The sequence below is a fragment of the Bacillus sp. FDAARGOS_527 genome (assembly GCF_003812125.1).
Lineage (GTDB): Bacteria > Bacillota > Bacilli > Bacillales > Bacillaceae_G > Bacillus_A > Bacillus_A paranthracis.
Window position 1 is genome coordinate 2,878,540 of sequence record NZ_CP033795.1, and the last position, 23,723, is coordinate 2,902,262.

Below are 23,723 nucleotides of genomic sequence, written 5' to 3' on the forward strand. Positions count from 1 at the left end.
CCGTATTAAATATAGTCTATGTAAAAAAGCCCGCACTAATGTGCGAGCTTTTTTTATACTTATCGTTTTCCTTTTTCATAAGGAGTTCCTAATGCTTTCGGAGCTTCAGAACGACCTACAAAACCAACAAGCGCTAATATTGTGAATACATACGGTAATATCGTTAAGAATACACTTGGAATTTCTTTTAGTACTGGAATTGTACCGCCTGTTATTCCTAATGATTGAGCAAATCCGAAGAACAGAGCCGCTCCAAGAGCACCGAGTGGATTCCATTTACCGAAAATCATTGCTGCTAACGCCAAGAAACCTTGTCCAGTAATTGTAGCACCTGAGAAGTTACCAGAAATCGACATAGCGAAGACCGCTCCACCAACTCCTGCAAACATTCCAGATATAGCAACTGCAATATAACGCATTTTATATACGTTAATCCCCATCGTATCCGCTGCCATTGGATGCTCACCAACCGCACGAAGACGAAGACCGAACGGCGTTTTATAAATGATATACCAAACGACAAACGCTAAAATAATAGCAATATATGATGTTAACGGTACATTAGAGAAAAAGATTTTTCCGATTACCGGAATATCCGAAAGACCCGGAACATCGATTTTTTCAATGCGGTATTGAATGAAATCAGTTTGTCCTTTGCCAAAGATTTTCTTAATCGCAAATACTGTTAAACCAAGTGCTAAGAAGTTAATTGCTACTCCGCTCACTACTTGATCTGCACGGAATGTAATGGATGCTACTGCGTGAAGAAGTGCAAACAATCCACTACCAATTGCTGCAAATAATAATGCAATCCAAGGAGTCATCGATCCCCACGTATCACCCATTAATAACGTTGTAACAATACCAATAAATGCACCAAATAACATTAAACCTTCTAACGCTATATTTACAACTCCAGAACGTTCACTGAACACTCCACCTAACGCCGTAAAAATAAGTGGCGCTGCCGTATATAACGTACCCGTCACAAGAATGGCTAAAATATCTAAAAAGCTCATTTATTTCCCCTCCTTGCTCATGCGTGTAAGTGCCCAGCGTAAAACATAACTGCACGCTACAAAGAAAATAATACATGCAATAATAACGTTAATTAACTCCGAAGGTACATCTGCTTCGAAATTCATTTGTGGTGCTGCACTTTTCAAACCACCAAACAGTAAAGCTGCTAATAGTATACCAAATGGATTATTTCCGCCTAAAAGTGCTACCGCAATCCCATCAAATCCAATACCAGTAAACGAAGACATTGCTGTCATACTTTGGAATGTCCCTAATCCTTCCATAGCTCCACCAATTCCTGCAAAAGCACCAGCAATTGTCATTGATAATACAACATTACGCGATACTTTCATTCCTGCGTATTGAGAGGCATTTTGGTTAAAACCAACCGATTTTAATTCATACCCTAACGTTGTTCTATCTAATAAGAACCACATTACAATCGCAATGATAATAGCCACAACAATTCCCCAGTGTAAACGAGATCCATCTGTCAATGAAGATAACCAATCAGAAGCTAACGAAGCACTTGCTTGTACGTCATAAGATTTTTCATTACCTTCGTGGATAAAACGTTTAATAAGATCATACGTAACATAAAGTGCAATGTAGTTCATCATAATTGTAACAATTACTTCATTTACTTTAAGTTTCCCTTTTAAATATCCAGGTATAAAGCCCCATAAACCGCCGACAATTGCCGCCACTAAAATAGATAACGGAATATGCAAAATTGCTGGTAACGACACTGCATATCCAAACCAAACAGCAGCGAGCCATCCAACTAATAACTGTCCTTCCACCCCAATATTGAAAAGACCTGTACGAAATGCAAATGCTACTGAAAGACCAGCTAATACAAGCGGAATCATCGTACGCAACGTCTCACCGATAGCTTGTGGATTGCCAACCATCCCTTCCCAAAGCGCGGCATATCCAACAATTGGATCATATCCACTAACTAACATTACAATGGCACCAACAAGTAAACCGAAAACTACGGATAACACAGGTACTAAAATATTAATTGTTCGTTCTGTTAAAAATTTTTTAGCCATTTGTGTTCACCTTCTCTTTCCCTGTCCCGCCGGCCATTAATAATCCAAGCTGTTGTTCATTTGTTTCTTTCGCATCCACAATTGCTACAATTTTCCCTTCATATATAACAGCCACTCGATCGCTTACATTTAAAATTTCATCCAGTTCTAAAGATAAAAGCAATACTGCCTTACCATTATCTCTCTGCTCAATTAATTTTTTATGAATAAATTCAATCGCACCTACATCTAAACCACGTGTCGGCTGTGCTGCAATTAGTAAATCTGGATTACGATCTACCTCACGTGCAATAATTGCCTTTTGTTGGTTTCCACCAGATAGAGCGCGAGCTAACGTTTGCTCACTAGGTGTACGTACATCAAACTGTTCAATAAGTGCTTTCGCTTTTTCTGTAATTTTACTAAAATTTAAAATCCCTTTCTTTGAAAATGGATTTTTATAGTATGTTTGTAAAACAATATTGTCCCGAACAGAAAAATCGAGAACAAGCCCGTGTTTATGACGGTCTTCAGGAATATGACCAATCCCCTCTTCTGTTATTCTTCGAACAGGCCAATTCGTTATTTCTTTTCCTTTAATTGCAATAGAACCTGACTCAACTTTTCGTAAACCAGTAATCGCCTCTATTAATTCACTTTGACCATTTCCATCAATCCCTGCAATCCCAACGATTTCTCCTGCACGAACAGTTAAGTCAAGGCCTTTTACAGCAGGTAACTTGCGCGTATCATGAACAATTAGGTTTGCAATAGATAGTACTTCTTCCATTGGTTTAGCTTCTATTTTTTCTGTTTTAAAATTCACTTGACGTCCGACCATTAACTCTGCAAGTTTATGCTCATCCGTTTCCGCTACATCAACAGTACCAATCCCCTTACCTTTACGAATAATTGTACAACGATCGCAAACTTCCATAATTTCTTTCAACTTATGTGTAATAAGGATAATAGATTTCCCCTCTTGCACAAGCTTTTTCATAATTTGAATCAACTCATGAATTTCTTGAGGAGTTAACACCGCGGTTGGCTCATCAAATATTAAAATCTCAGCACCACGATAAAGAGTCTTTAATATTTCAACCCTTTGCTGCATCCCAACAGAAATATCTTCAATTTTCGCATGTGGATCAACAGCCAAACCATACTGTTCAGATAATTGCTTAATTTCTTTTGCCGCTTCTTCAACAGCAATTTTCCCGTTTTTCTTCGGCTCATTTCCAAGAATAATATTCTCTGTAACTGTAAAATTATGAACAAGCATAAAATGCTGATGGACCATCCCAATACCAAGGTCATTTGCTATATTCGGATTTGTAATTTTTACAGGTTTTCCTTTAATTTTAATTTCACCTTGTTCTGGTTGGTACAAACCAAATAGTACATTCATCAATGTGGATTTCCCTGCACCATTTTCTCCAAGTAAAGCATGTATTTCTCCCTGTTTTACTTGCAGCGTAATATCGTCATTCGCTACAATGCCTGGGAATACTTTTGTAATATTGTTCATCTCAATTACGTATTCCATTTTGTTCCTCCTTTTAGCAGGGAACACTCCCTAATTACACTCTATTAAAAGTATTTTTATATATGCAAAGGTTAGTTCTACGAACTAACCTTTGCTATTTCTCTATTATTATTTCTTTAGAGAAGCTTCATATGTTTTATATTCTTCATCAGTTGCAGGGACTTTAATTTCACCGTCAGTGATTTTCTTCTCAAGCTCTTCTACTTTTGTTAAGATTTCTGGATTTACTTTTTTCACATTGTCAGTAGTTTTCGCAATACCAACACCGTCATCTTTTAATCCGAATTCTTCTACTTTACCGCCTTTTAATTTACCGTCTTTCGCTTCTTGTGCTACTTTTGCTACTGCAATATCAACACGTTTTACCATTGATGTTAAAGTTACGTTTTCAGGCATACCTTCTTGATTTTGGTCACGGTCAACACCGATTACCCAAACGTTTTCACCTTTTTTCTTACGGTTTTTCGCTTCTGTGAATACACCGTTACCAGTTGCACCTGAAGCATGATAAATTACGTCAACTCCACCACCGTACATTGCTGAAGCTAATACAGAGCCTTTTTCTGGTTTATCAAATGCATCAGCATATTGTGATACAATTTCGATATTTGGATTTACTGCTTTTGCACCAGCTTTAAAGCCTGATTCAAATTTTGTAATTAATGGGCTTTTTACACCACCAACAAACCCAACTTTATTTGATTTTGTCGTCATCGCTGCTACAGCACCAACTAGGAATGAACCTTCATGGTCTTTAAATGTAATACTTGTTACGTTTGGCTTCTCTACAACTGTATCTACAATCGCAAATTGCTCTTTTGGATATTGTTCAGCTACCTTTGCAATTGATTTTTCCATTAAGTAACCAATACCAAATGTTGTGTTATAATGATCTTTCGCAAACTTCGTTAAGTTCGGGATATAATCAGCATCTTTACTTGATTGAAGATAACGATATCCTTCATTTTTCTTTAAATTATTGTCTTTACCGAATTTCGTTAAACCTTCCCAAGCTGATTGGTTAAATGATTTGTCATCAACGCCCCCAACATCCGTAACCATACCAACTTTAAACTCTTTTTTGTCGCTACTCGCTTTATCCGAGTTACCACATGCACCTAACACCGCACTTGCTGCTAATGTTAATGATAATAAAAGACCTGTTTTTTTCTTCATACTAGAAACCCCTCCTGAAATGATTTGTCTATTTTTTATACGCTGCTGTCCCTAACTTCTTGCTGTCACCTCCCTAAAAAGGAACCTACCTACATACGTTTTCTTAATACGTGGAAGCTAAACTTATCAGCTCTAAAGTAATTGATAGAATATAAGATTGGCTCATCATTTTGATCATAGTGCATTTGTTTTAATACTAGCAATGCCGTTTCCGGTTCACATTCCAAAATCGGTGAGATTTTCGGATGATAGCCAATTGGCTCAATATGAGCAACTGCGTATGTGATACGTTTGTGCGTATTGTTATGTATCACTGTAAGCAATGATTCTTCGTTGTATCCCGATAAATCTGGCAAGATTTCTTTTGCAAGTTTATCGATACAATATACAACAGGTTCCCCATCTGCTGTACGCACACGCTCAATCATCACTGCATTAAAACCATCTTCACTATTAAACTTCTCTTTTTCTTCTTCTGTTAAACTTGTTGTAGATGATGATAAAAAGATAGTTCCTGGTGTTTTCCCCACACTAGAAATCATATCTGTAATACTAGAAAGTTGTTCAATCCCAGAAGAAAATAACGGTTTTGCATTTACAAATGTTCCTACACCATGTCTACGAATGACAACATTTTCCTCTTCTAAAATACGCAGCGCTTCCCTTAAAGTCGCTCTACTTACGCCAAGTTCTTTCGCTAAATCAAACTCTGATGGCAACTTTTGTCTTTCTTTGTAAGCCCCATCTTTAATCTTTTCTTTGATGTGATCAATCACCCGTAAATATAGGTGACGACTATCGGATTTTACTGACATAAGACTCCCCCGCATTTCAATTATTCGACCTCTGATGTAAGACTTCTTTTCTCTTTTTTCAACTTACAACATAATAAAAATTGCTAAATACTAAAAATAAGCATAATTGTCGAATAAATATTAATAATTTTTTAAAATAAAATTTTCACTCTTTACTGCATAAAAAAAACTTTGCACCATAAACATTCCTCATAGCGAGAAAAAGTTCGGCACAAAGATCTCTTACATCCTTTGTTACACACTTTTCCCCTCATAGTCTAGCAATTCATGGTTGCCAGGTAGAAACTTATGGACCTTATCTCCAAGATTATATGAGGCAGTGATTCTTTTCGAAGTAATCTTACCACTTGCTCCCATACGTGTCAACAAAATTTAACATTTTTCTACATTAAATATCGAACGTTCACAAAAAACCATACAAAAGTATTCGTATTCTAAAGAACCACCTTAAATGTAAGCCCTTTCTTTAACACTGAATATAGTATATAACAAAACCAGCATATAAAAAAGCCTAATTGTAAAAACAATTAGGCTTTTTTCATGAACTTTTTTCTTGTACATCATTAATGAGCACTTCACGTGGTTTACTACCTTCATACGGACCTACTACACCATTCATTTCCATTGCATCAATTAATCGGGCAGCACGGGTATAACCAACTCTAAACCTACGTTGCAACATAGAAACAGAGGCTGTTTGCATTTCCACTACGAGCTGAACTGCTTCATCATATAATTCATCTTCTACTTCCTGCTTCGTATCAGGAACATCTTGCGGGATCATATCTTCTTGATATTGCGCTTTTTGCTGACCAATAACATATTCTACAACTCTCTCAACTTCATCATCTGATAAAAACGCACCTTGTACACGTACAGGTTTCGATGCACCAATTGGTATAAATAGCATATCCCCACGACCTAGCAGTTTCTCTGCACCACCGCCGTCAAGAATTGTACGAGAATCTGTTTGAGATGATACAGCGAATGCAATACGTGACGGAATATTCGCTTTAATAACTCCCGTAATGACATCAACTGATGGACGTTGCGTTGCAATAATTAAATGAATACCGGCAGCACGAGCCATTTGCGCTAGACGCATAATCGCATCCTCTACATCCGACGAAGCAACCATCATTAAATCTGCTAACTCGTCCACAATTACGACAATATAAGGTAATTCCGGTTGTTTCGCTTCTGATTGATTATTATGCTCTTTTATATAATCATTATATCCTTCAATATTTCGCGTGCCACTATGAGCAAATAACTCATAACGACGCTCCATTTCACTTACAACTTTTTTCAATGCTTGCGATGCCTTTTTCGGATCCGTTACAACTGGTGTTAACAAATGAGGCACACCGTTATATACATTTAACTCTACCATTTTCGGATCAATCATCATTAATTTTACTTCATGTGGTTTTGCACGCATTAAAATACTAACAATAATACCGTTAATACATACACTTTTCCCGCTACCTGTCGCACCTGCCACTAGCAAATGGGGCATTTTATTTAAGCGGGCTAATACAGCTTCACCTGTAATATCTCGTCCAAGGCCTATTAACAACTTCTCTTCCGGATGATTGTTAGCTTTAGAATCAAGAACTTCTCTAAGCGTTACCATGGAGACTTCTGAGTTCGGAACTTCAATTCCTACAGCTGATTTCCCGGGAATAGGCGCTTCAATACGAATGTCTTTCGCCGCTAACGCAAGTGCTAAATCATCACTTAAACCGACGATTTTGCTTACCTTTACTCCCATATCAGGATACACTTCATATTTTGTAACTGCAGGACCTCTATGTACTTTTGTTACTTTCGCTTTCACTCCAAAACTTTGGAAAGTACGTTCTAATTTACGAGCATTCTCATAAATTTCCGCATTTTCATTTGTAACTTGCTTATTCTTTGGAAATTTCAATATATCAAGCGCAGGAAGCTTGTAATCTTTATTTTCTACATTTGAAAATTGCATAGGAGGTGCTTGTGTTTCCCCCTCTAGCGATTCAACGATTTTTTCTCCACGCTTTTTCTTCGGCTCTTCAACTGGTGGAGCCTCTTCAATAAACGGTGAAGTGATTAACTCTTCTTCCTCTACTTCAATTCGTTTATCCTCTTCTTCATTTACAGGATAATTCTCAGTGAAATTCGAAATAATCGGAGGATCAATTGAGATTTCTTCCATCGGCTCAATAATTTCTTCATGTTCTGCAGCACGTTTGCTCCTTGTGCTTCTTGTTGTTTTTTTCTTTTCTGTTTGTTCAGCCGTTCTTTTGGCTCTCCAATCTTTATAGTCCCCTTGCATCACTTGAAATTGACTTCTAAGAATTCTACCAACTGGAGCTAACACTTCTCCAATATGCTTATTTGTTATACAAAGTATACCGAGAATAACTAAAATAATACCAATAATATAAGCTCCTACTTCGTCAAATAAGAAGTAACAAGTGGCGAACATAAGTGCACCAAACATGCCACCACCTAAATGAACGCTATCCGGCCCTTTTTTCATTTCAAGAAAGAAATTATCTTTCGTACTTACAATAACAGAAGTATTTTGCACTGCTCCATCTTTCGTAAGAAGGTTAAATAATGTAATATGACTAAACATTAATATCGCCAATACTATTAAATAAAAACCGATTAACCGTTTATTTAAAAGGTTCGGCCATCCACGTTTTATAACGAATGAAACGGATAAAGCTATTACACCTAACACACCAATTATGTACCACTCACCAAAGAAGAAGCGAAAAAATAACACAAACGATTTTCCTACAACACCTAGCTGTAAAATCGTAATGATTGAAAGTGCAAAAAGAGTTAAACCGACGATTTCATAATACAAAGTTGGCTTTATCGTACGTCTTGCCTTTGCCTTCGTCCCTCTTTGCTTTTGTTTTGCCATTTCTTCACCTCGTGATCTACATATAAGTAAAAATTCCTAAAAAACTCTGCTTATATGTTTATTTTCTCTATTTTTTCAGGTCTTTATATCTTCTATTTTTACACTTCTTGTAAAATGTTAAATAAACAGAAGAAAGCAGCCCTCTCATGGCTGCTCAACCGTCTTGTTTTTTATATTATACCATAGCTTCTAAACAAAATCCTTCTTTTTGCTAAAAGGTTATTTTCTGTCCCGGCTCAAACTCTAAGTAGTGAAGCGGATCCGTACTTAACACGCGTACAATAGAATAATACCCATGTTCTTCTTCTGAAACCATTAATTCAACACCATTTATATTTACGACTTTTTGACTTTCACATTGCGAATAATCGGCTGGATACACGAGTTGCTCTGGCATAATTGTATATAAAATCATTGTAACATTGTCCCTTCTGCATGATCATCCGCACGATTATCTATTAATTCGTTTAATTTTCGAATCGCATTTCCGATACCACCGACATCATCTATAAGACCATACTTCACTGCATCTCCACCAATTACATTCGTACCAATATCTCGCGTCAAATTTCCTTTCGCAAACATAAGCTCTTTAAAACGATCTTCTGTTACTTTCGAATGCTTCGTCACAAATCGAATGACTCGTTCTTGCATTTTATCTAAATACTCAAATGTTTGCGGCACCCCTATAACAAGACCTGTTAGACGAATCGGATGAATTGTCATCGTCGCAGTTTCCGCAATAAATGAATAGTCAGTAGAAACGGCAATCGGCACACCGATAGAATGCCCTCCACCTAAAACTAAAGATACTGTCGGTTTTGAAAGTGAAGCGACCATCTCAGAAATTGCTAGCCCAGCTTCAACGTCACCTCCAACTGTATTTAACACTAAAAGCAAGCCTTCAATTTTCGGATTTTGTTCAATCGCAACAATTTGTGGAATAATATGCTCATATTTTGTTGTTTTATTTTGCGGTGGCAACTGAACATGACCTTCCACCTGTCCAACAATTGTTAAACAATGAATACGTGATTCATTCATTTGCGGTACATTCGTTTGTCCAAGCTGTTGAATTTTTTCCACTATTGAAGCTTCTTTGCCAGTTTCTTTCGGCTCAGCCTCTTTCTCTTCATTTGTATAACGATCACGTTCTGTCATATCGCATCCCCTTTCACTCGTATATAATTAGTATTTCTTAAGTTATAAATTTCATTCGATAGAGTGAAAAAAGAAAAAAGATCACCCGTAAAGGTGATCTTTTTTATACTTCCATAATAATCGGTAAAATCATAGGTTTTCTCTTCGTCTCTTCGTACAAGAACTGTCCTAATAATTCACGAATATTTTGTTTTAACATAGACCATTCAATTGAATATTCTTTAATTGATTGCTCAACAATCATACGTACAATCTCTGTAGAACGGTCAATTAACGCTTCTGATTCACGTACATATACAAATCCACGTGAAATGATTTCTGGACCAGAGATAATTTTCTTTTCGTCTTTACCCAGTGTTACAACAACTACTAATATTCCATCTTGAGATAACATTTTTCTATCTCGAAGAACGATATTACCAACATCACCTACACCTAATCCATCAATTAACACATTGCCAGCTTGCACTTTGCCAACTAAGTTCGCTTCATCATCACCAAAACCAATTACATCGCCTTTTTCTACAATAAAGATATTTTCTCTTGCAATACCTACATCTTCAGCTAAGTATGCATGTGCTTTTTGCATACGGAACTCACCATGTACGGGTACAAAATATTTCGGTTTCATTAAATTTAACATTAATTTTAATTCTTCTTGACTACCGTGACCTGAAACGTGAACTTTTCTTTCACCGTAATAAACAACTTCAGCTCCCGCTCTAAATAACAAATCAATAATTTTCGATACAGATATTTCATTACCTGGAATTGGAGATGCCGCGATAATAACCGTATCACCTTTACGAATTGAAATTTGTTTATGAGCTTGCTTTGCCATTCTAGAAAGGGCTGCCATCGGTTCACCTTGGCTACCTGTCGTTAAAATAGCTACCTTTTTCTCTGGGAAATTGTCTACTTCTTGTAGTGAAATAACCATACCTTCTGGAACATCTAAATAACCAAGACGTCTTGCGATATCTACCACTTTCACCATACTACGTCCTACAACCGCTACTTTTCGTCCTGTTTCAGCAGCTGCATCAAATACTTGTTGAATACGATGTACATTCGATGCAAATGAAGCAACGATAATACGTCCTTCTGCGCCGTAGAACACTTTAGAAATTTCTACACCAACTTCTTTTTCAGAACCTGTATAGCCTGGACGCTCAGCATTTGTACTATCAGATAATAAGCATAGAACGCCTTCATTTCCGATTTGAGCCATTTTCCCAAGGTCTGCTCCACTATTTCCAATTGGAGTTTGATCGAATTTAAAGTCTCCCGTATATACGATCGCACCTTTTGATGTATGGAAACAAACACCAACAGAATCTGGAATACTATGTGTCGTTCCAAAGAATGACACCGTTGTAGTATTAAACTCTACTGTTGAATTTGAATCGATTGTTTTTAAATCTACACGGCCTAACATACCCGCTTCGCCAAGTTTTTCTTGTATAAGTCCTACCGTTAATTTCGTTGCATACACTGGAATTGATAATTTACGAAGTACGTAAACAATGCCACCAATATGATCTTCATGACCGTGAGTAATAAATAAACCTTTTACTCGCTCTTGGTTTTCTACTAAATATGTAATATCAGGAATAACGATATCAATTCCAAACATTTCATCTCCCGGGAACATTAACCCTGCATCTACAATAAAGATTTCAGAATCAATTTCAACACAGTACATGTTTTTCCCGATTTCACCTACTCCACCAAGAGCAAATACTTTAACAGACTCATTCTCTTTTCTCTTCATGTTGTTGCCTGGTTTAAAAATCTTTCAAACACTGATTTCACTAAAATTGCAGAGACACCAGGGGAAACTCTACAACCACCATATATTCACCGTCCAAGACGAATGTCCTTACCGTTATGCGATATCATGTCCTTGTTTATTTTTTAAACCAGGTTTCACCTCTCTTTCATTATATAAATCAAATATCTTATTCGATATGATATGAAAATGTAATCAAATTATAATTTTTACCAATTTTGCTAAGCATACCCGTACTAAGCTACTTAGCCATATTATACCTGATACAAGAAATAGAACACAAGTTAAATCGTGCGAAAGAAAAAGGAAAAGAACGCATTCCCAACAAACTTATCGAACTGATGTCCTTTATATTTACTCCGATTTCGTACCCCATATCGTTTTGAAGAAATAGCTATAAATACTCTAAATTTATTTCATAATATAGATTTTCAAGACTTATTTTTCTAAAATTGAACAAAAACACTTACAAAATGGAGTTTTTTTATGAATTACATCCTATTTGAAGGATTTTCTCTAAAAAACAAAACCGGTAGTTTATTATGTTCATACAAATGTTTATTCTATAATGACTATGATTTTTTAATTCCTTTAAAGGGGTACGATTATTTTCTTATACATGTTGCAATACATAACAAAAAAGTGATTAGTTAGGTGCATAATATAGATCTTATAAGAAGGTATCTAGATGAGAATAGAGAAGAAAAGATTTCATACCAATAAAAAAATGACCTAGTTCTACACTAGGTCATTTTTTATTAACGAGGGATAGATTGCATAACAGATTGTAACGTTACTCTTTCTTCTTCTGTTAATGGAAGAAGTGGTAAACGTACAGAACCTACATCTAATCCAACCATTTGTAACGCTGTTTTTACTGGTGTTGGACTTGGCGCCATAAATAATGAATCCGTTACTCTTACAAGTAATTGATGTAATTTTTGCGCCTTCTTAAATTCACCTGCTTGGAACGCTGCAATCATTTCTTGCATTTCATTTCCGATAACATGAGATGCTACAGAAACGATACCTTTCGCTCCAACTGCCATAGCTGGTAGCGTTAAACCGTCATCACCGCTGTATACTGCAAAGTCGTCCGCTGTTTTTTCAATGATTTCTGTCATTGTTAACACATCGCCGCCTGCATCTTTAATCGCAACAATGTTTTCTATTTCTGATAAACGAACAACTGTATCAACGGAGATTTGTACAATAGATCGTCCTGGAACATTATATAGCATAACCGGAAGCGGCGTGCTTTCAGCAATTGCTTTAAAGTGCTGATACATTCCTTCTTGACTCGGTTTGTTATAATACGGTGCTACTAGCATTACTGCATCAACACCAACCTCTGTTGCTTTTTTCGTTAAGTCAATAGAAGCATGCGTATTATTGCTACCTGTTCCAGCGATTACGGGCACCCTTTTATCGACAACAGATACGACATGGCGATATAACGCTACTTTTTCTTCTGAAGTTAATGTAGGAGATTCTCCTGTCGTTCCTCCTACCACGATTGCTGTTGTACCGTTATCAATTAAATAATTTACCAATTTCGTTGTCTTTGCAAAATCGATATTGCCGTTTATATCAAACGGTGTTACCATCGCGGTTGCAATTGTCCCAAAATCTATCATGGTCTCACTCCTTATTGTTCCAGTTGCTTTTCTTTTGAAAGCTCAAACGCACTATGTAATGCATTTACAGCCTCCACTAAATCAGTTTCTTTTACAAGAACCCAAATAGTTGTATGACTATCTGCTGATTGCAGAATTTGAATACCTTTTTCAGCTAAAGCTGTAACGATTTTCGCAGTAACCCCTGGGTATCCTGCCATTCCAGCTCCTACAATAGATACTTTCGCACAATGCTCTGTCACAATTGGCTCATATCCAAGGTTTTGTAATAGTTCAACTGCACGATTTGATACATTATCACTCACCGTATAAGCTACCCCAGTAGGTGAAATGTTAATTAAATCGACACTGATTCCTTCATTCGCCATTTCTTTAAACACATGCTGCTGCAAATCATATGCTGTTTCTTTTGCAAGTACTTTAATTTGCGTCACATTTGATACATGTGCAATACCTGTAACAGGACGTTCTTCTACATCACGGCCTTTTGTAGCGCCGTCAGATGCTGAAATAAGCGTACCTTCACTATCAGAGTACGTAGAACGTACACGAAGCGGTACTTTTGCATGCATCGCAATTTCAACTGCACGTGGATGAACGACTTTTGCACCTTGGTATGCCATGTTACAAATTTCGTTATACGTTACAGTTTGAAGATGACGTGCATCTTTTACAATGCGAGGATCCGCAGTCATCACACCTTCTACATCTGTGAAGATATCGATATATTCAGCATGAAGCGCAACACCTAAAGCTGAAGCTGAAGTATCACTACCTCCGCGTCCAAGTGTTGTCGTATCACCTTTTTTCGTTTGTCCTTGGAATCCTGTCACAACGATTACATCTACATTTTCTAGCTCTTCGTGTATACGATCACAATTCATTTCAATAATCTTAGCATTTGTAAAATCATCATTTGTTACAAAACCAGCTTGTGCACCATTTAATGCCGCCGCTTTTATACCGTTCTCATTTAACATGTTAGAGAAAACGATTGCTGAGATTAATTCTCCGCATGATAATAATAAATCTTGCTCACGATTAGAAATGTGAGATTCCTCTTGATTTACAAGACTTAACAACGTATCAGTTGCATATGGTTCACCTTTACGACCCATAGCAGATACGACAGTCACTACTTTATAACCCGCATCTAGCGATTTTTTTATATGATGAAGCGCATGCTTACGTCCATTTTCATCACGTACAGATGTGCCACCAAATTTTTGAACAATAATTTTCATATTTTGCACCTTCTCTTAGCCGTTTACACTAATTGTAATTTTACTAAGCGCTCTGCAATTTGAACAGAATTCCATGCAGCGCCTTTTAATAAGTTATCAGATACGACCCAAAGATGGAATCCTTTATCGTTATTTAAATCTTTACGGATTCTTCCAACGAATACTTCGTTTTTACCTACTGCAGTAGCTGGCATTGGATATAATTGCTCTTCTGGGTTATCTTGCAGAACGATACCTTCCGCATTTGCAAGTAAGTTCTTTAATTCCTCTACTGTTACGCCCTCTTTTTCTACTTCAATGTAAACAGACTCAGAGTGACCTGATACAACTGGTAAACGTACACATGTTGCCGCTACTTCTAGCTCTGGCATATGCATAATTTTTTTCGTTTCATTAATCATTTTCATTTCTTCAAATGTAAATCCATTATCTTGGAACTTATCAATCTGTGGAATCGCGTTGAAAGCAATCGGGAAATGTTTCTTATCACCTGATACAGGTAAAACATTCGCCTTTACTTCTTCACCATTTAAGATTGCTTGTGATTGTTCATGAAGTTCTTCAATCGCTGCCGCACCAGCACCTGATACAGCTTGATATGTGGAAACGATTACTCGTTTTAAACCATATTGCTGACGAACTGGCTCAAGAGCTACTACCATTTGAATTGTAGAACAGTTTGGATTTGCAATAATACCGTTATGTTCTTTTAAGTCGTTTTCATTTACTTCAGGTACAACAAGTGGCACGTTTTCTGTCATACGGAATGCACTTGTATTATCAACAACAATCGCACCACGCTTTGCTGCTTCTGGCGCTAATTGTTTTGATACAGATCCACCAGCACTAAATAGTGCGATATCTACTCCTTCAAAACTTTCAGGAGTTGCCTCTTGAACTGTAAATTCTTCGCCTTTAAATACAAGTTTCTTACCTGCAGATCGTTTAGATGAAAGTAACGTTAACTTCCCGATTGGAAATTCTCGTTTCTCTAAAGTATTTAACATTTGTTCACCAACTGCGCCGGTTGCTCCAACTACAGCGACATGAAAAGTTTTTTGCTTTTCCATCACTATGCCCCTTTCTAGATACCAATCCTTCTATAACTTAGAATGAGAAGGAGTATAGAATACCCCTTCTAATCTTAATAACGTTAATTTTATCATATTCTACAGTAAGAATGATGGTTTCATCAAAAATTGTCCGTTTTTTTTCGTTTTTTAATTCATATATCTGAATTTTTCTACGACAACCGGTTGCAATTGCTTCCCTTGCAGTGCTTCTAATACTGTATCTTCAAGCAGCTCCATGCGTGCTACCATTGAGTTCGGTTTTTTCTCTGGTGCGTCTTGACCGAATGGGACGAAGTAGATGTTTTTTGTGGCCATTAGGCGCATGAGATTTACTCCATTAAGCCCTAAAGCATCATTCGTCGAAACGGCCAATACGACAGGCTTGCCATTTCTTAGCGTCGCTTTTGCTGCCATTAGTACTGGAGAGTCTGTCATTGCATTCGCAAATTTACTCATAGAATTTCCTGTTAAAGGAGCAATTACCATACAATCTAATGGGATTTTAGGTCCAAGTGGTTCTGCGCCAACGATTGAATTAATCGCTTTAAAACCTGTTACTTCTTCAATCTTTTTAATCCATTCTGCCCCTTCGCCAAATCTCGTATTTGTTGATTGAACAGTGTAAGAAACAACTGGACGCACTTCAGCTCCCTCAGCAATTAACTTTTCTAAATGAGGCATTACTTCTTCGTACGTACAATGTGAACCCGTAAAACCAAACCCTATTCTTTTCCCTTTTAAATTCATTCCCCATTCTCCTTTCTTGCGATTACATCTTCTGCTAATAACTGAGAAAGAACGTTCGCTAAAATTTGTCCTGCTGTTTTTGGAGCAACAATACCTGGTAATCCAGGTGCTAACAGCGCTTTGACTCCTCTTTTTTCTGCATATCTAAAGTCGGTACCGCCTGGTTTAGAAGCTAAATCAATTACTAACGTATGAGCCGGCATTTTTGAAATGACATTCGCTGTCACAACGAGATGCGGAATTGTATTAATGACAATATCGATATCCCCTACTTCTTTCTCAATGTTCTGCATATGAAAAGGAGAAAACATCATTTCTGTAATACGTGCAATATGTTCCGATCGTCTTGCTCCAACTTTGACATGGGCTCCTAATGATTGAAATGCTCTGGCAACGCTCATCCCTGTTCTACCAAATCCTAAAACCATTACATTAGAACCATGAATTGTATAGTCGGTATGTTGAATTACCATCATTAATGTACCTTCTACAGTTGGTATAGAATTGTAGATTGCCACATCATCACGATCAAATAATTTAATTAGTTTACGGTTTGTAGTAGATACGAGATTTTCCAAGTAAGGCGTACCAATACCTGAATATATAGTAAAATGTTCTGGTGTATTTTCAATTTGTTCTTTCGTTATAGAAACTTTTTCATTTGAAAAAATAGTATCTACTTCTCCCTTGGCATTTGTACCTGCAACTGGCAAAATAATTGCATCTAAAGAAGTGAAATCTAAATTTTGTATACTTTCTTTTGCTGCCCCTGTGAAGCCATGGTCTAACTGATCAAACCCTATCAATGAAAGTTTCGCATCCAATTCAACGAGCTTGCGAATTACTTCTAGCTGTCTTGCATCTCCTCCTATGACAGCAATATGCATCTCAGTCAACATTCCCTAATTCACCTTCTTTTTCTGTCATTTATAAGAAAAGTGCCTACTTTTTCTTTTTCCTCCACATCATATGTAATGTACGAGTTTTAGGTGATTGAAAAACAAAAAGCACCTATCATGTATCCCGCTATTTGTATGTAGGAAGGCCCTACCTCAAAATTCGGCATAGGAAAGATATTCTGTTGGATTTTGCTCTGAGTAAAATGAACAAAAAAAGATGGCCAAAATGGCCATCTTTCACTTCGAATTTGAACGATCTGTAATATCACAAAGAATCATATCATGCCCCACTTTTTTAATTTGCCTCCATGCTACTCTTATTTCTTGTGGTTCCTTTTTGAAACCTCTCCATTTCCCAGCAGGTATAATAAGAGCCTGTATTTGTCCATCCTTCTCATCAACCTCTAAATCCACATAACCTAAAACCCCCATTTTTTCTGCTCTTTCTAAATTAACAATTTCTTTCCCACTTAGTTCACTTAATCGCATACTCTCTCCCCCTACCCAAATTATTCATTTAAGTTATCCATAATTAGTACCTATTCTATATACCCACAAAAAATAACCGTATCTCATTTAAAAGAGATACGGTTATTTTTAAATCATATATAGTAATTACAGTTTTATTCCTTTTGGAAGTTTTCCATCTGGACTAATTAATGCTGCAGAAAATTCATCTGTAAACATGTTACGAATTAACTCATCTACATTTTCTTTTGTTACCGTGTTTACACTTTCAATAATCTCATCAAGTGAACGGTGCTTACGAAGTAGCAATTCATTTTTACCATTACGGCTCATACGACTATTCGTACTTTCTAAACTTAACATTAAGTTTCCTTTTAATTGCTCTTTACTATTCATAAGCTCTTTTTCTGTAATACCTGTATTTTTCAATGTTTCTAATGTTTCTTGCATTGTTTCATACAGTGTATCCAATTGTTGGCTACCTGTTCCACCATACAGCGTTAACATACCTGTATCTTCATAAGAAGAATGGTAAGAGAATACTGAGTAAGCTAACCCGCGTTGCTCACGTACTTCTTGGAATAAACGGCTACTCATACTACCGCCTAAAACGTTATTTAATACAATTAAGTTATAAATATCTTCGTGTCCCATTTGTAAGCCTTTATATCCTAAACATAAATGAGCTTGTTCTGTTTCCTTTTTACGTGCTACCTTATTAAAATGGAAAATTGGGCTATGTACTTGTTCACGGTTTGTCGTTCCTTCATAACTACCGAAATATTGCTCTACTGTTTGTAAAAAGGCTTCATCAATATTTCCTGCAATTGATACAACTACATTTTCAGGTGTGTAATGATCCTTAATATATTGACGTAGCGTATCACCTGTAAACGTATTAAGCGTTTCTTCTGTTCCTAAAATAGGATATCCAAGCGGATGCGTTTCATATGTTGCTTTCGTTAACATATCATGCACAATATCATCTGGAGCATCTTCGTACATTTTAATTTCTTCACATACGACATTCTTCTCTTTTTTCAGTTCTTCTTCATCAAATGTTGAATTAAAGAACATATCTGCTAATACATCTAAAGCATATTTAGCATGCTCATCTAGCACTTTTGCATAGTAACAAGTGTATTCTTTTGAAGTAAAAGCATTCACTTGCCCACCAATGCTATCAAATGATTCTGCAATTTCACGTGCACTACGTGTTTCTGTTCCTTTAAAGAACATATGCTCTAAAAAGTGAGAAATCCCGTTATTTTTTTCATTTTCATTTCTTGATCCTGCATGGATCCAAATACCAATCGCAACCGATCTTACAGTTGGTATATTCTCCATAACTATTCTTACACCATTTTTACAAGTATATTTTTTAATCAAAAACTTTCCTCCTACTGCCAGTTTCTCTAAATAAGTGCTATTATTTAATGATAACAAGTTTAAGGATGAATGTCATGCAAATGTATTTAATCTACACGTTTTTCATCCAGTAATTCTGTTATATTCCCTACTTTATATCCTTGTTCCTTCAATTTTGTAATCATTGTATCTAATGCTTCTGTTGTGGACGAAGTAGGATGCATTAATACGATAGCACCTGGATGTATTTTTCTCATTACTCTCTGCAATAGTACACCTGGCTCAGGTCGCTTCCAATCAATTGTATCAACAGTCCACATAATCGTTCCCATTTGAAAATCATCTGCAATTTTCACGACTTCATCCCGAAAACTTCCACTCGGCGGTGCAAACCATCTTACCTTTTGATTCGTAGCTGCTTCGATCATTCGATTTGTTTTTTGTAACTGATCTCTTATTTCATCAGACGATAACGTTTTCATATTAGGGTGTGTGTAAGAATGATTTCCAACTTCTTGATTTGCATCGACAATCATTTTTGCAAATCGTAAATTTTCTTTCACCCAACGTCCTTCTAAAAAGAAAGTTGCCTTCACATCATGTTTTTTCAATATTTCTAATATACGAGGCAAATACTCATTTCCCCATGCCACATTTATTGTTAACCCGACCATCTTTTTATCCGGATGACCTCTATAAATTGGCGCTGGTGATAAATCTTCTAAGTGGACACTCGGCGATACTTCCTTGAATTCAAGATGTTTTTGATCAAATTTCTTTAACTTCTTCATATTTTTATAGGATGCTTCCATATCAACTTGTCTTCCATTATATCCTGGTGTGGCTTTCCATATCTTATCAATCATCGCATTTTGCGGTGCAATCTCATATTGTTTTGCATGCTTTTGAATTTCTTCATATAAGTTATCCTGTGCAAAAACGGAATAAGAGCCTACACTGACATATAAAAAGAATATACATATGTATGCCAATATACGAGCTTTCATATAAACCCTCCCATTAACTATATAAAAACCATTTTTCTTCTTATCTTTGTTAATTTGAGCGTTATAATGAAAACTATACCTATACTGACATAAAAATATATGTAAATCATATTTTTACATAACAAAAAAAGCCAGTTAAACTGGCTTTTACTTATTGCTGCTCTTGTTTGTTTTCTTCTTTAGCAGCTTCTTTTTCTTGCTCTTCTTTTAGCAATACTTTTCTAGATAAATTCACGCGACCTTGCTTGTCAATCTCGATGACTTTAACTGTAATTACATCACCGATTTTCACAACGTCTTCTACTTTACCTACACGCTCAAGTGCAAGTTCAGAAATGTGAACTAATCCATCTTTACCGCTGAATAATTCAACGAAAGCACCGAATTTCTCAACACGTTTCACTTTTCCTTCGTAGATTTCACCTACTTGTACTTCGCGAACGATATCCTCGATAATTTTCTTAGCTTTATCGTTCATTTCTTGATTTATTGAAGAAATGAATACTGTACCATCTTGCTCGATGTCAATTTTAACGCCAGTTTCTTCAATAATTTTATTAATTTGTTTACCGCTTGGTCCGATAACGTCACGGATTTTATCCGGGTTAATTGTCATTGTAATAATCTTTGGAGCGTACGCTGATAATTCAGTGCGTGGCTCTGCAATTACAGATAACATATGATCTAGAATGTGCATACGACCAACTTTCGCTTGTTGTAATGCCTCTTCTAAAATTTCACGAGATAGACCATCGATTTTAATGTCCATTTGTAGTGCAGTTACACCGTGTGCTGTACCTGCTACTTTAAAGTCCATATCACCTAAATGATCTTCCATACCTTGAATATCAGTTAAAATTGTGTAATGCTCACCTGATTTAACTAGACCCATTGCAATACCTGCAACTGGAGCTTTAAGTGGAACACCAGCATCCATCATTGCTAAAGTACTACCACAAATACTCGCTTGTGAAGTAGAACCATTTGATTCTAATACTTCAGATACAAGACGTACTGTGTATGGGAAATCTTTTTCAGACGGAATTACAGGCTCAAGAGCACGTTCTCCTAGTGCACCGTGACCAATTTCACGACGACCTGGTCCACGCATTGGTCTTGTTTCACCAACACTAAATGATGGGAAATTGTAATGGTGCATAAAGCGTTTTGATTCTTCTACACCAAGGCCATCTAAAATTTGCACATCGCCTAATGCGCCTAATGTACAAATACTTAATGCTTGTGTTTGTCCACGTGTGAATAAACCAGAACCGTGTGTACGAGATAAAATGCCAACCTCTGATGCTAATGGACGGATTTCGTCACCTTTACGGCCATCTGGGCGGATTTTCTCAACTGTAATAAGACGACGTACTTCTTCTTTTACAATTTTATATAAAATCTCATTTACTTGTCCTAATGTATCAGCATCAGCTTCTTGCGCTTCGTAATGCTCAATTACACGCTTTTTCACTTCGTTAATTGCATCTTCACGTGCATGTTTCTCATGTACTTGAATTGCAGAATGCATATCCTTCTCAGCCATTTCACGTACAGCTTGGTTAAGATCAGCGTCAACTTCATAAAGTTTCACTTCTGATTTCTCTTTACCTACAGCTTGTACAATCTCTTCTTGGAATGCAATTAGACGTTTAATTTCGTCATGACCAAACATAATTGCTTCTAACATTGTTTCCTCAGGCACTTGATCTGCTCCTGCTTCAACCATGTTAATTGCATCTTTCGTACCAGCTACAACAAGGTGAATATCACTTTGTTCTTGCTGTTCTACTGTTGGGTTGATAACGAATTCGCCGTTAATACGACCAACTGTTGCACCCGCGATCGGACCTTCAAATGGAATATCTGAAATCGATAACGCTAATGAAGAACCAAGCATAGCTGCCATTTCAGAAGAACAATCTTGATCAACACTCATTACGATGCTGACAACTTGTACTTCGTTACGGAATCCATCTGCGAAAAGTGGACGAATTGGACGGTCGATTAAACGACTTGCCAAAATTGCTTTTTCACTTGGACGACCTTCACGTTTAATGAAACCGCCAGGAATTTTTCCGACTGCATATAAACGCTCTTCATAGTTTACTGTAAGTGGGAAGAAATCTACATTTTTTGCTTCTTTTGATGCAGTTGCTGTAGATAGAACCGCTGTATCGCCATATCTTACTAATACTGCTCCGTTCGCTTGCTTTGCAAGCTGACCTGTTTCAACTGTTAGCTGGCGACCAGCTAAATCTATCGAGAAGACTTGCTTTTCTTGACTCATTTAAGTACCCCTCTCAATTTAAAGTATTCAATTCTTCTATGTAAATGGATAGTATATCACAATATTCTACCTCTAGTATTACCGAAAATGAAGTAAGCTATAAAGAGTAGAAGATATATTTTTACCTAACAAAAAAGCGGGAATATTCCCGCTTCTTTGACTATCGACGTAAGCCAAGCTTTGTGATTAATTCACGGTAACGTGTGATATCGCTATTACGAAGGTAAGTTAGTAAGTTACGACGTTTACCAACCATCTTTAATAGACCACGACGTGAATGATGATCTTTCTTGTGAGTACGTAAGTGCTCGTTTAGAGTGTTAATTTGCTCCGTTAGGACAGCAATTTGAACCTCTGGAGAACCAGTATCAGTCTCATGAGTTCTAAATTGTGCAATGATTTCATTTTTACGCTCTTGTGTTAAAGCCATCCTATTTCACCTCCTATTAATTAAACCCCCGATTACCTAGCAAGCGTCGGTGAGTCGCAATGCCAAGCAATGGTTGTCATAAAGTACATAACATAGAATACTACTTTTCATTTGAAAAAGCAAGTATATTATTTTCGTTCGCAAAATATTCTTGTGCTGTTTTCTTATCTTTTGCGATTTGTTCAACTAACTCATCGATGCCATTGAATTTCTTCTCTTCCCTTATACGCATATGCCACTCTACTGTAACATTTTGATCATATATGTCTTTGTTAAATTCAAATAAGTGCACTTCAATAGATAGTTGGCGCTCATCTTCTTTAAAGGTTGGTTTATATCCAATATTACATACACCATCGTACCATTCATCGTGAACTTTTAATCTCACTGCATAAACACCTACAGGTGGTAATAGATACTCATCACTTAAACCTACATTAGCTGTTGGGAAACCAATTTGACGTCCACGTTTATCACCGTGTACAACCGTTCCTCCTACTGTATATGCTCTACCTAAAATAGATGGAATTTGCTCCATTTCGCCATTTCGAATTAACTTTCGTAATGCCGTAGAACTTACTTTCTCTTCTTGAAATTCAACTTTTTCAATCACAGTCTGTGTAAACTCCCCTCTTGCATGAAATGGTAAAGTCTCCATCTTTCCTTTTCCTAAACGTCCATATGAATAATCAAACCCTGCTACTACATGCTTTACATTTAAACCAATAATATAATCATCTACAAATTGTTGTGGCAATAAGCCTGCAAATGATTCATCGAATTTAACAACATATAATATATCGATTCCTAAACTCTCGACTATTTTTTCTTTATCACACATTGGTGTAATATACTCCGCATGCGCTTCCTTTTTACCTAAAACAACAGATGGATGCGGATAAAATGTCATCACTGCACTTTTATATCCCTTTTCATCCGCTATTTGTTTCGCAGTTCGAATCACACATTGATGTCCTAAATGAATGCCATCAAAAAATCCTAATGCCATTACAGTAGGTGGTAATTCTAATTTATTTTGTTCATGTGGATGAGTTAAATGAATAAGTTTCACGCTTGAATTCACCTTTTTCTG

At 36.6% G+C, this 23,723-nt stretch carries 20 protein-coding genes and 1 riboswitch; all 20 genes read right to left on the reverse strand.

The genetic code is table 11. From position 1 onward, the window contains the following. Nucleotides 1–59: 59 nt before the first annotated feature. Complete coding sequence (locus EGX95_RS17345; RefSeq protein WP_000008842.1) at nucleotides 60–1,019, reverse strand: ABC transporter permease; 960 nt, start codon at nucleotides 1,017–1,019, stop codon at nucleotides 60–62. Continuing rightward, complete coding sequence (locus EGX95_RS17350; RefSeq protein ID WP_001074499.1) at nucleotides 1,020–2,078, reverse strand: ABC transporter permease; 1,059 nt, start codon at nucleotides 2,076–2,078, stop codon at nucleotides 1,020–1,022. After that, entirely contained in the window at nucleotides 2,071–3,603 is a 1,533-nt protein-coding gene (locus EGX95_RS17355; protein ID WP_000456919.1) for an ABC transporter ATP-binding protein, read from the reverse strand. Before EGX95_RS17355 ends, EGX95_RS17350 begins: the two co-directional genes overlap by 8 nt. A gap of 108 nt (nucleotides 3,604–3,711) precedes the next feature. After that, nucleotides 3,712–4,779, reverse strand: coding sequence for a BMP family lipoprotein (locus EGX95_RS17360; protein WP_000730594.1), 1,068 nt, complete (start codon nucleotides 4,777–4,779; stop codon nucleotides 3,712–3,714). Between the two features lie 89 nt (nucleotides 4,780–4,868). Continuing rightward, a complete protein-coding gene (locus tag EGX95_RS17365; protein WP_000114176.1) occupies nucleotides 4,869–5,594 on the reverse strand; it encodes a GntR family transcriptional regulator in 726 nt (241 codons plus the stop codon). Nucleotides 5,595–5,827: 233 nt separating this feature from the next. After that, a riboswitch (purine riboswitch) is annotated at nucleotides 5,828–5,929 on the reverse strand. A 203-nt stretch (nucleotides 5,930–6,132) separates the two neighbouring features. Continuing rightward, nucleotides 6,133–8,514: a DNA translocase FtsK gene (locus EGX95_RS17375; RefSeq protein WP_001118775.1), complete on the reverse strand. Its 2,382-nt coding sequence runs from the start codon at nucleotides 8,512–8,514 to the stop codon at nucleotides 6,133–6,135. Between the two features lie 211 nt (nucleotides 8,515–8,725). Then, a complete protein-coding gene (locus tag EGX95_RS17380; RefSeq protein WP_000605027.1) occupies nucleotides 8,726–8,929 on the reverse strand; it encodes a YlzJ-like family protein in 204 nt (67 codons plus the stop codon). Next, complete coding sequence (gene tepA, locus EGX95_RS17385; protein WP_000139815.1) at nucleotides 8,926–9,675, reverse strand: translocation-enhancing protein TepA; 750 nt, start codon at nucleotides 9,673–9,675, stop codon at nucleotides 8,926–8,928. Before tepA ends, EGX95_RS17380 begins: the two co-directional genes overlap by 4 nt. Before the next feature lie 103 nt (nucleotides 9,676–9,778). Then, a complete protein-coding gene (locus EGX95_RS17390; protein WP_000823085.1) occupies nucleotides 9,779–11,449 on the reverse strand; it encodes a ribonuclease J in 1,671 nt (556 codons plus the stop codon). A gap of 776 nt (nucleotides 11,450–12,225) precedes the next feature. Continuing rightward, complete coding sequence (gene dapA, locus EGX95_RS17395; RefSeq protein ID WP_000564761.1) at nucleotides 12,226–13,104, reverse strand: 4-hydroxy-tetrahydrodipicolinate synthase; 879 nt, start codon at nucleotides 13,102–13,104, stop codon at nucleotides 12,226–12,228. An 11-nt stretch (nucleotides 13,105–13,115) separates the two neighbouring features. Further along, nucleotides 13,116–14,348: an aspartate kinase gene (gene dapG / locus EGX95_RS17400; RefSeq protein ID WP_000692473.1), complete on the reverse strand. Its 1,233-nt coding sequence runs from the start codon at nucleotides 14,346–14,348 to the stop codon at nucleotides 13,116–13,118. A gap of 23 nt (nucleotides 14,349–14,371) precedes the next feature. After that, entirely contained in the window at nucleotides 14,372–15,418 is a 1,047-nt protein-coding gene (asd, locus tag EGX95_RS17405) for an aspartate-semialdehyde dehydrogenase (RefSeq protein WP_000414848.1), read from the reverse strand. Between the two features lie 150 nt (nucleotides 15,419–15,568). Next, nucleotides 15,569–16,168, reverse strand: a complete 600-nt coding sequence (gene dpaB, locus EGX95_RS17410; RefSeq protein ID WP_001049480.1) for a dipicolinate synthase subunit B — start codon at nucleotides 16,166–16,168, stop codon at nucleotides 15,569–15,571. Further along, nucleotides 16,165–17,067 carry a dipicolinic acid synthetase subunit A gene (dpaA, locus tag EGX95_RS17415; RefSeq protein ID WP_000954725.1) on the reverse strand — a complete coding sequence of 301 codons (903 nt, stop codon included), beginning with the start codon at nucleotides 17,065–17,067 and terminating at the stop codon, nucleotides 16,165–16,167. The genes dpaB and dpaA overlap by 4 nt, the downstream gene beginning before the upstream one ends. Nucleotides 17,068–17,304: 237 nt before the next feature. Next, entirely contained in the window at nucleotides 17,305–17,556 is a 252-nt protein-coding gene (locus tag EGX95_RS17420) for a YlmC/YmxH family sporulation protein (RefSeq protein ID WP_001239754.1), read from the reverse strand. 126 nt (nucleotides 17,557–17,682) lie between these two features. Further along, complete coding sequence (locus EGX95_RS17425; RefSeq protein ID WP_000592994.1) at nucleotides 17,683–18,924, reverse strand: M16 family metallopeptidase; 1,242 nt, start codon at nucleotides 18,922–18,924, stop codon at nucleotides 17,683–17,685. 86 nt (nucleotides 18,925–19,010) lie between these two features. Continuing rightward, nucleotides 19,011–19,910 (reverse strand): polysaccharide deacetylase family protein, encoded by a 900-nt coding sequence (locus tag EGX95_RS17430; protein ID WP_000647527.1) that lies wholly within the window; start codon nucleotides 19,908–19,910, stop codon nucleotides 19,011–19,013. 151 nt (nucleotides 19,911–20,061) lie between these two features. Then, nucleotides 20,062–22,200: a polyribonucleotide nucleotidyltransferase gene (pnp, locus tag EGX95_RS17435; protein ID WP_000076746.1), complete on the reverse strand. Its 2,139-nt coding sequence runs from the start codon at nucleotides 22,198–22,200 to the stop codon at nucleotides 20,062–20,064. 160 nt (nucleotides 22,201–22,360) lie between these two features. After that, complete coding sequence (gene rpsO, locus EGX95_RS17440; protein WP_001229392.1) at nucleotides 22,361–22,630, reverse strand: 30S ribosomal protein S15; 270 nt, start codon at nucleotides 22,628–22,630, stop codon at nucleotides 22,361–22,363. A gap of 100 nt (nucleotides 22,631–22,730) precedes the next feature. Further along, on the reverse strand, nucleotides 22,731–23,702 hold the full coding sequence (gene ribF, locus EGX95_RS17445) for a bifunctional riboflavin kinase/FAD synthetase (RefSeq protein ID WP_000766710.1): 972 nt from the start codon (nucleotides 23,700–23,702) through the stop codon (nucleotides 22,731–22,733). Between the last annotated feature and the right edge of the window lie 21 nt (nucleotides 23,703–23,723).

Excerpts from the sequence above, each read along its gene's own strand:
- EGX95_RS17365 (WP_000114176.1), bottom strand. The coding sequence starts at position 5,594 with ATGTCAGTAAAATCCGATAGTCGTCACCTATATTTACGGGTGATTGAT.
- EGX95_RS17355 (WP_000456919.1), bottom strand. The coding sequence starts at position 3,603 with ATGGAATACGTAATTGAGATGAACAATATTACAAAAGTATTCCCAGGC.
- dpaB (WP_001049480.1), bottom strand. The coding sequence starts at position 16,168 with ATGAATTTAAAAGGGAAAAGAATAGGGTTTGGTTTTACGGGTTCACAT.
- dpaA (WP_000954725.1), bottom strand. The coding sequence starts at position 17,067 with ATGTTGACTGAGATGCATATTGCTGTCATAGGAGGAGATGCAAGACAG.
- tepA (WP_000139815.1), bottom strand. The coding sequence starts at position 9,675 with ATGACAGAACGTGATCGTTATACAAATGAAGAGAAAGAGGCTGAGCCG.
- asd (WP_000414848.1), bottom strand. The coding sequence starts at position 15,418 with ATGGAAAAGCAAAAAACTTTTCATGTCGCTGTAGTTGGAGCAACCGGC.
- EGX95_RS17420 (WP_001239754.1), bottom strand. The coding sequence starts at position 17,556 with ATGCGATTAAGTGAACTAAGTGGGAAAGAAATTGTTAATTTAGAAAGA.
- EGX95_RS17380 (WP_000605027.1), bottom strand. The coding sequence starts at position 8,929 with ATGATTTTATATACAATTATGCCAGAGCAACTCGTGTATCCAGCCGAT.
- EGX95_RS17350 (WP_001074499.1), bottom strand. The coding sequence starts at position 2,078 with ATGGCTAAAAAATTTTTAACAGAACGAACAATTAATATTTTAGTACCT.
- EGX95_RS17430 (WP_000647527.1), bottom strand. The coding sequence starts at position 19,910 with ATGAAAGCTCGTATATTGGCATACATATGTATATTCTTTTTATATGTC.
- pnp (WP_000076746.1), bottom strand. The coding sequence starts at position 22,200 with ATGAGTCAAGAAAAGCAAGTCTTCTCGATAGATTTAGCTGGTCGCCAG.
- EGX95_RS17360 (WP_000730594.1), bottom strand. The coding sequence starts at position 4,779 with ATGAAGAAAAAAACAGGTCTTTTATTATCATTAACATTAGCAGCAAGT.
- EGX95_RS17345 (WP_000008842.1), bottom strand. The coding sequence starts at position 1,019 with ATGAGCTTTTTAGATATTTTAGCCATTCTTGTGACGGGTACGTTATAT.
- dapA (WP_000564761.1), bottom strand. The coding sequence starts at position 13,104 with ATGATAGATTTTGGGACAATTGCAACCGCGATGGTAACACCGTTTGAT.
- rpsO (WP_001229392.1), bottom strand. The coding sequence starts at position 22,630 with ATGGCTTTAACACAAGAGCGTAAAAATGAAATCATTGCACAATTTAGA.
- dapG (WP_000692473.1), bottom strand. The coding sequence starts at position 14,348 with ATGAAAATTATTGTTCAAAAATTTGGTGGCACATCTGTACGTGATGAA.
- EGX95_RS17375 (WP_001118775.1), bottom strand. The coding sequence starts at position 8,514 with ATGGCAAAACAAAAGCAAAGAGGGACGAAGGCAAAGGCAAGACGTACG.
- EGX95_RS17390 (WP_000823085.1), bottom strand. The coding sequence starts at position 11,449 with ATGAAGAGAAAAGAGAATGAGTCTGTTAAAGTATTTGCTCTTGGTGGA.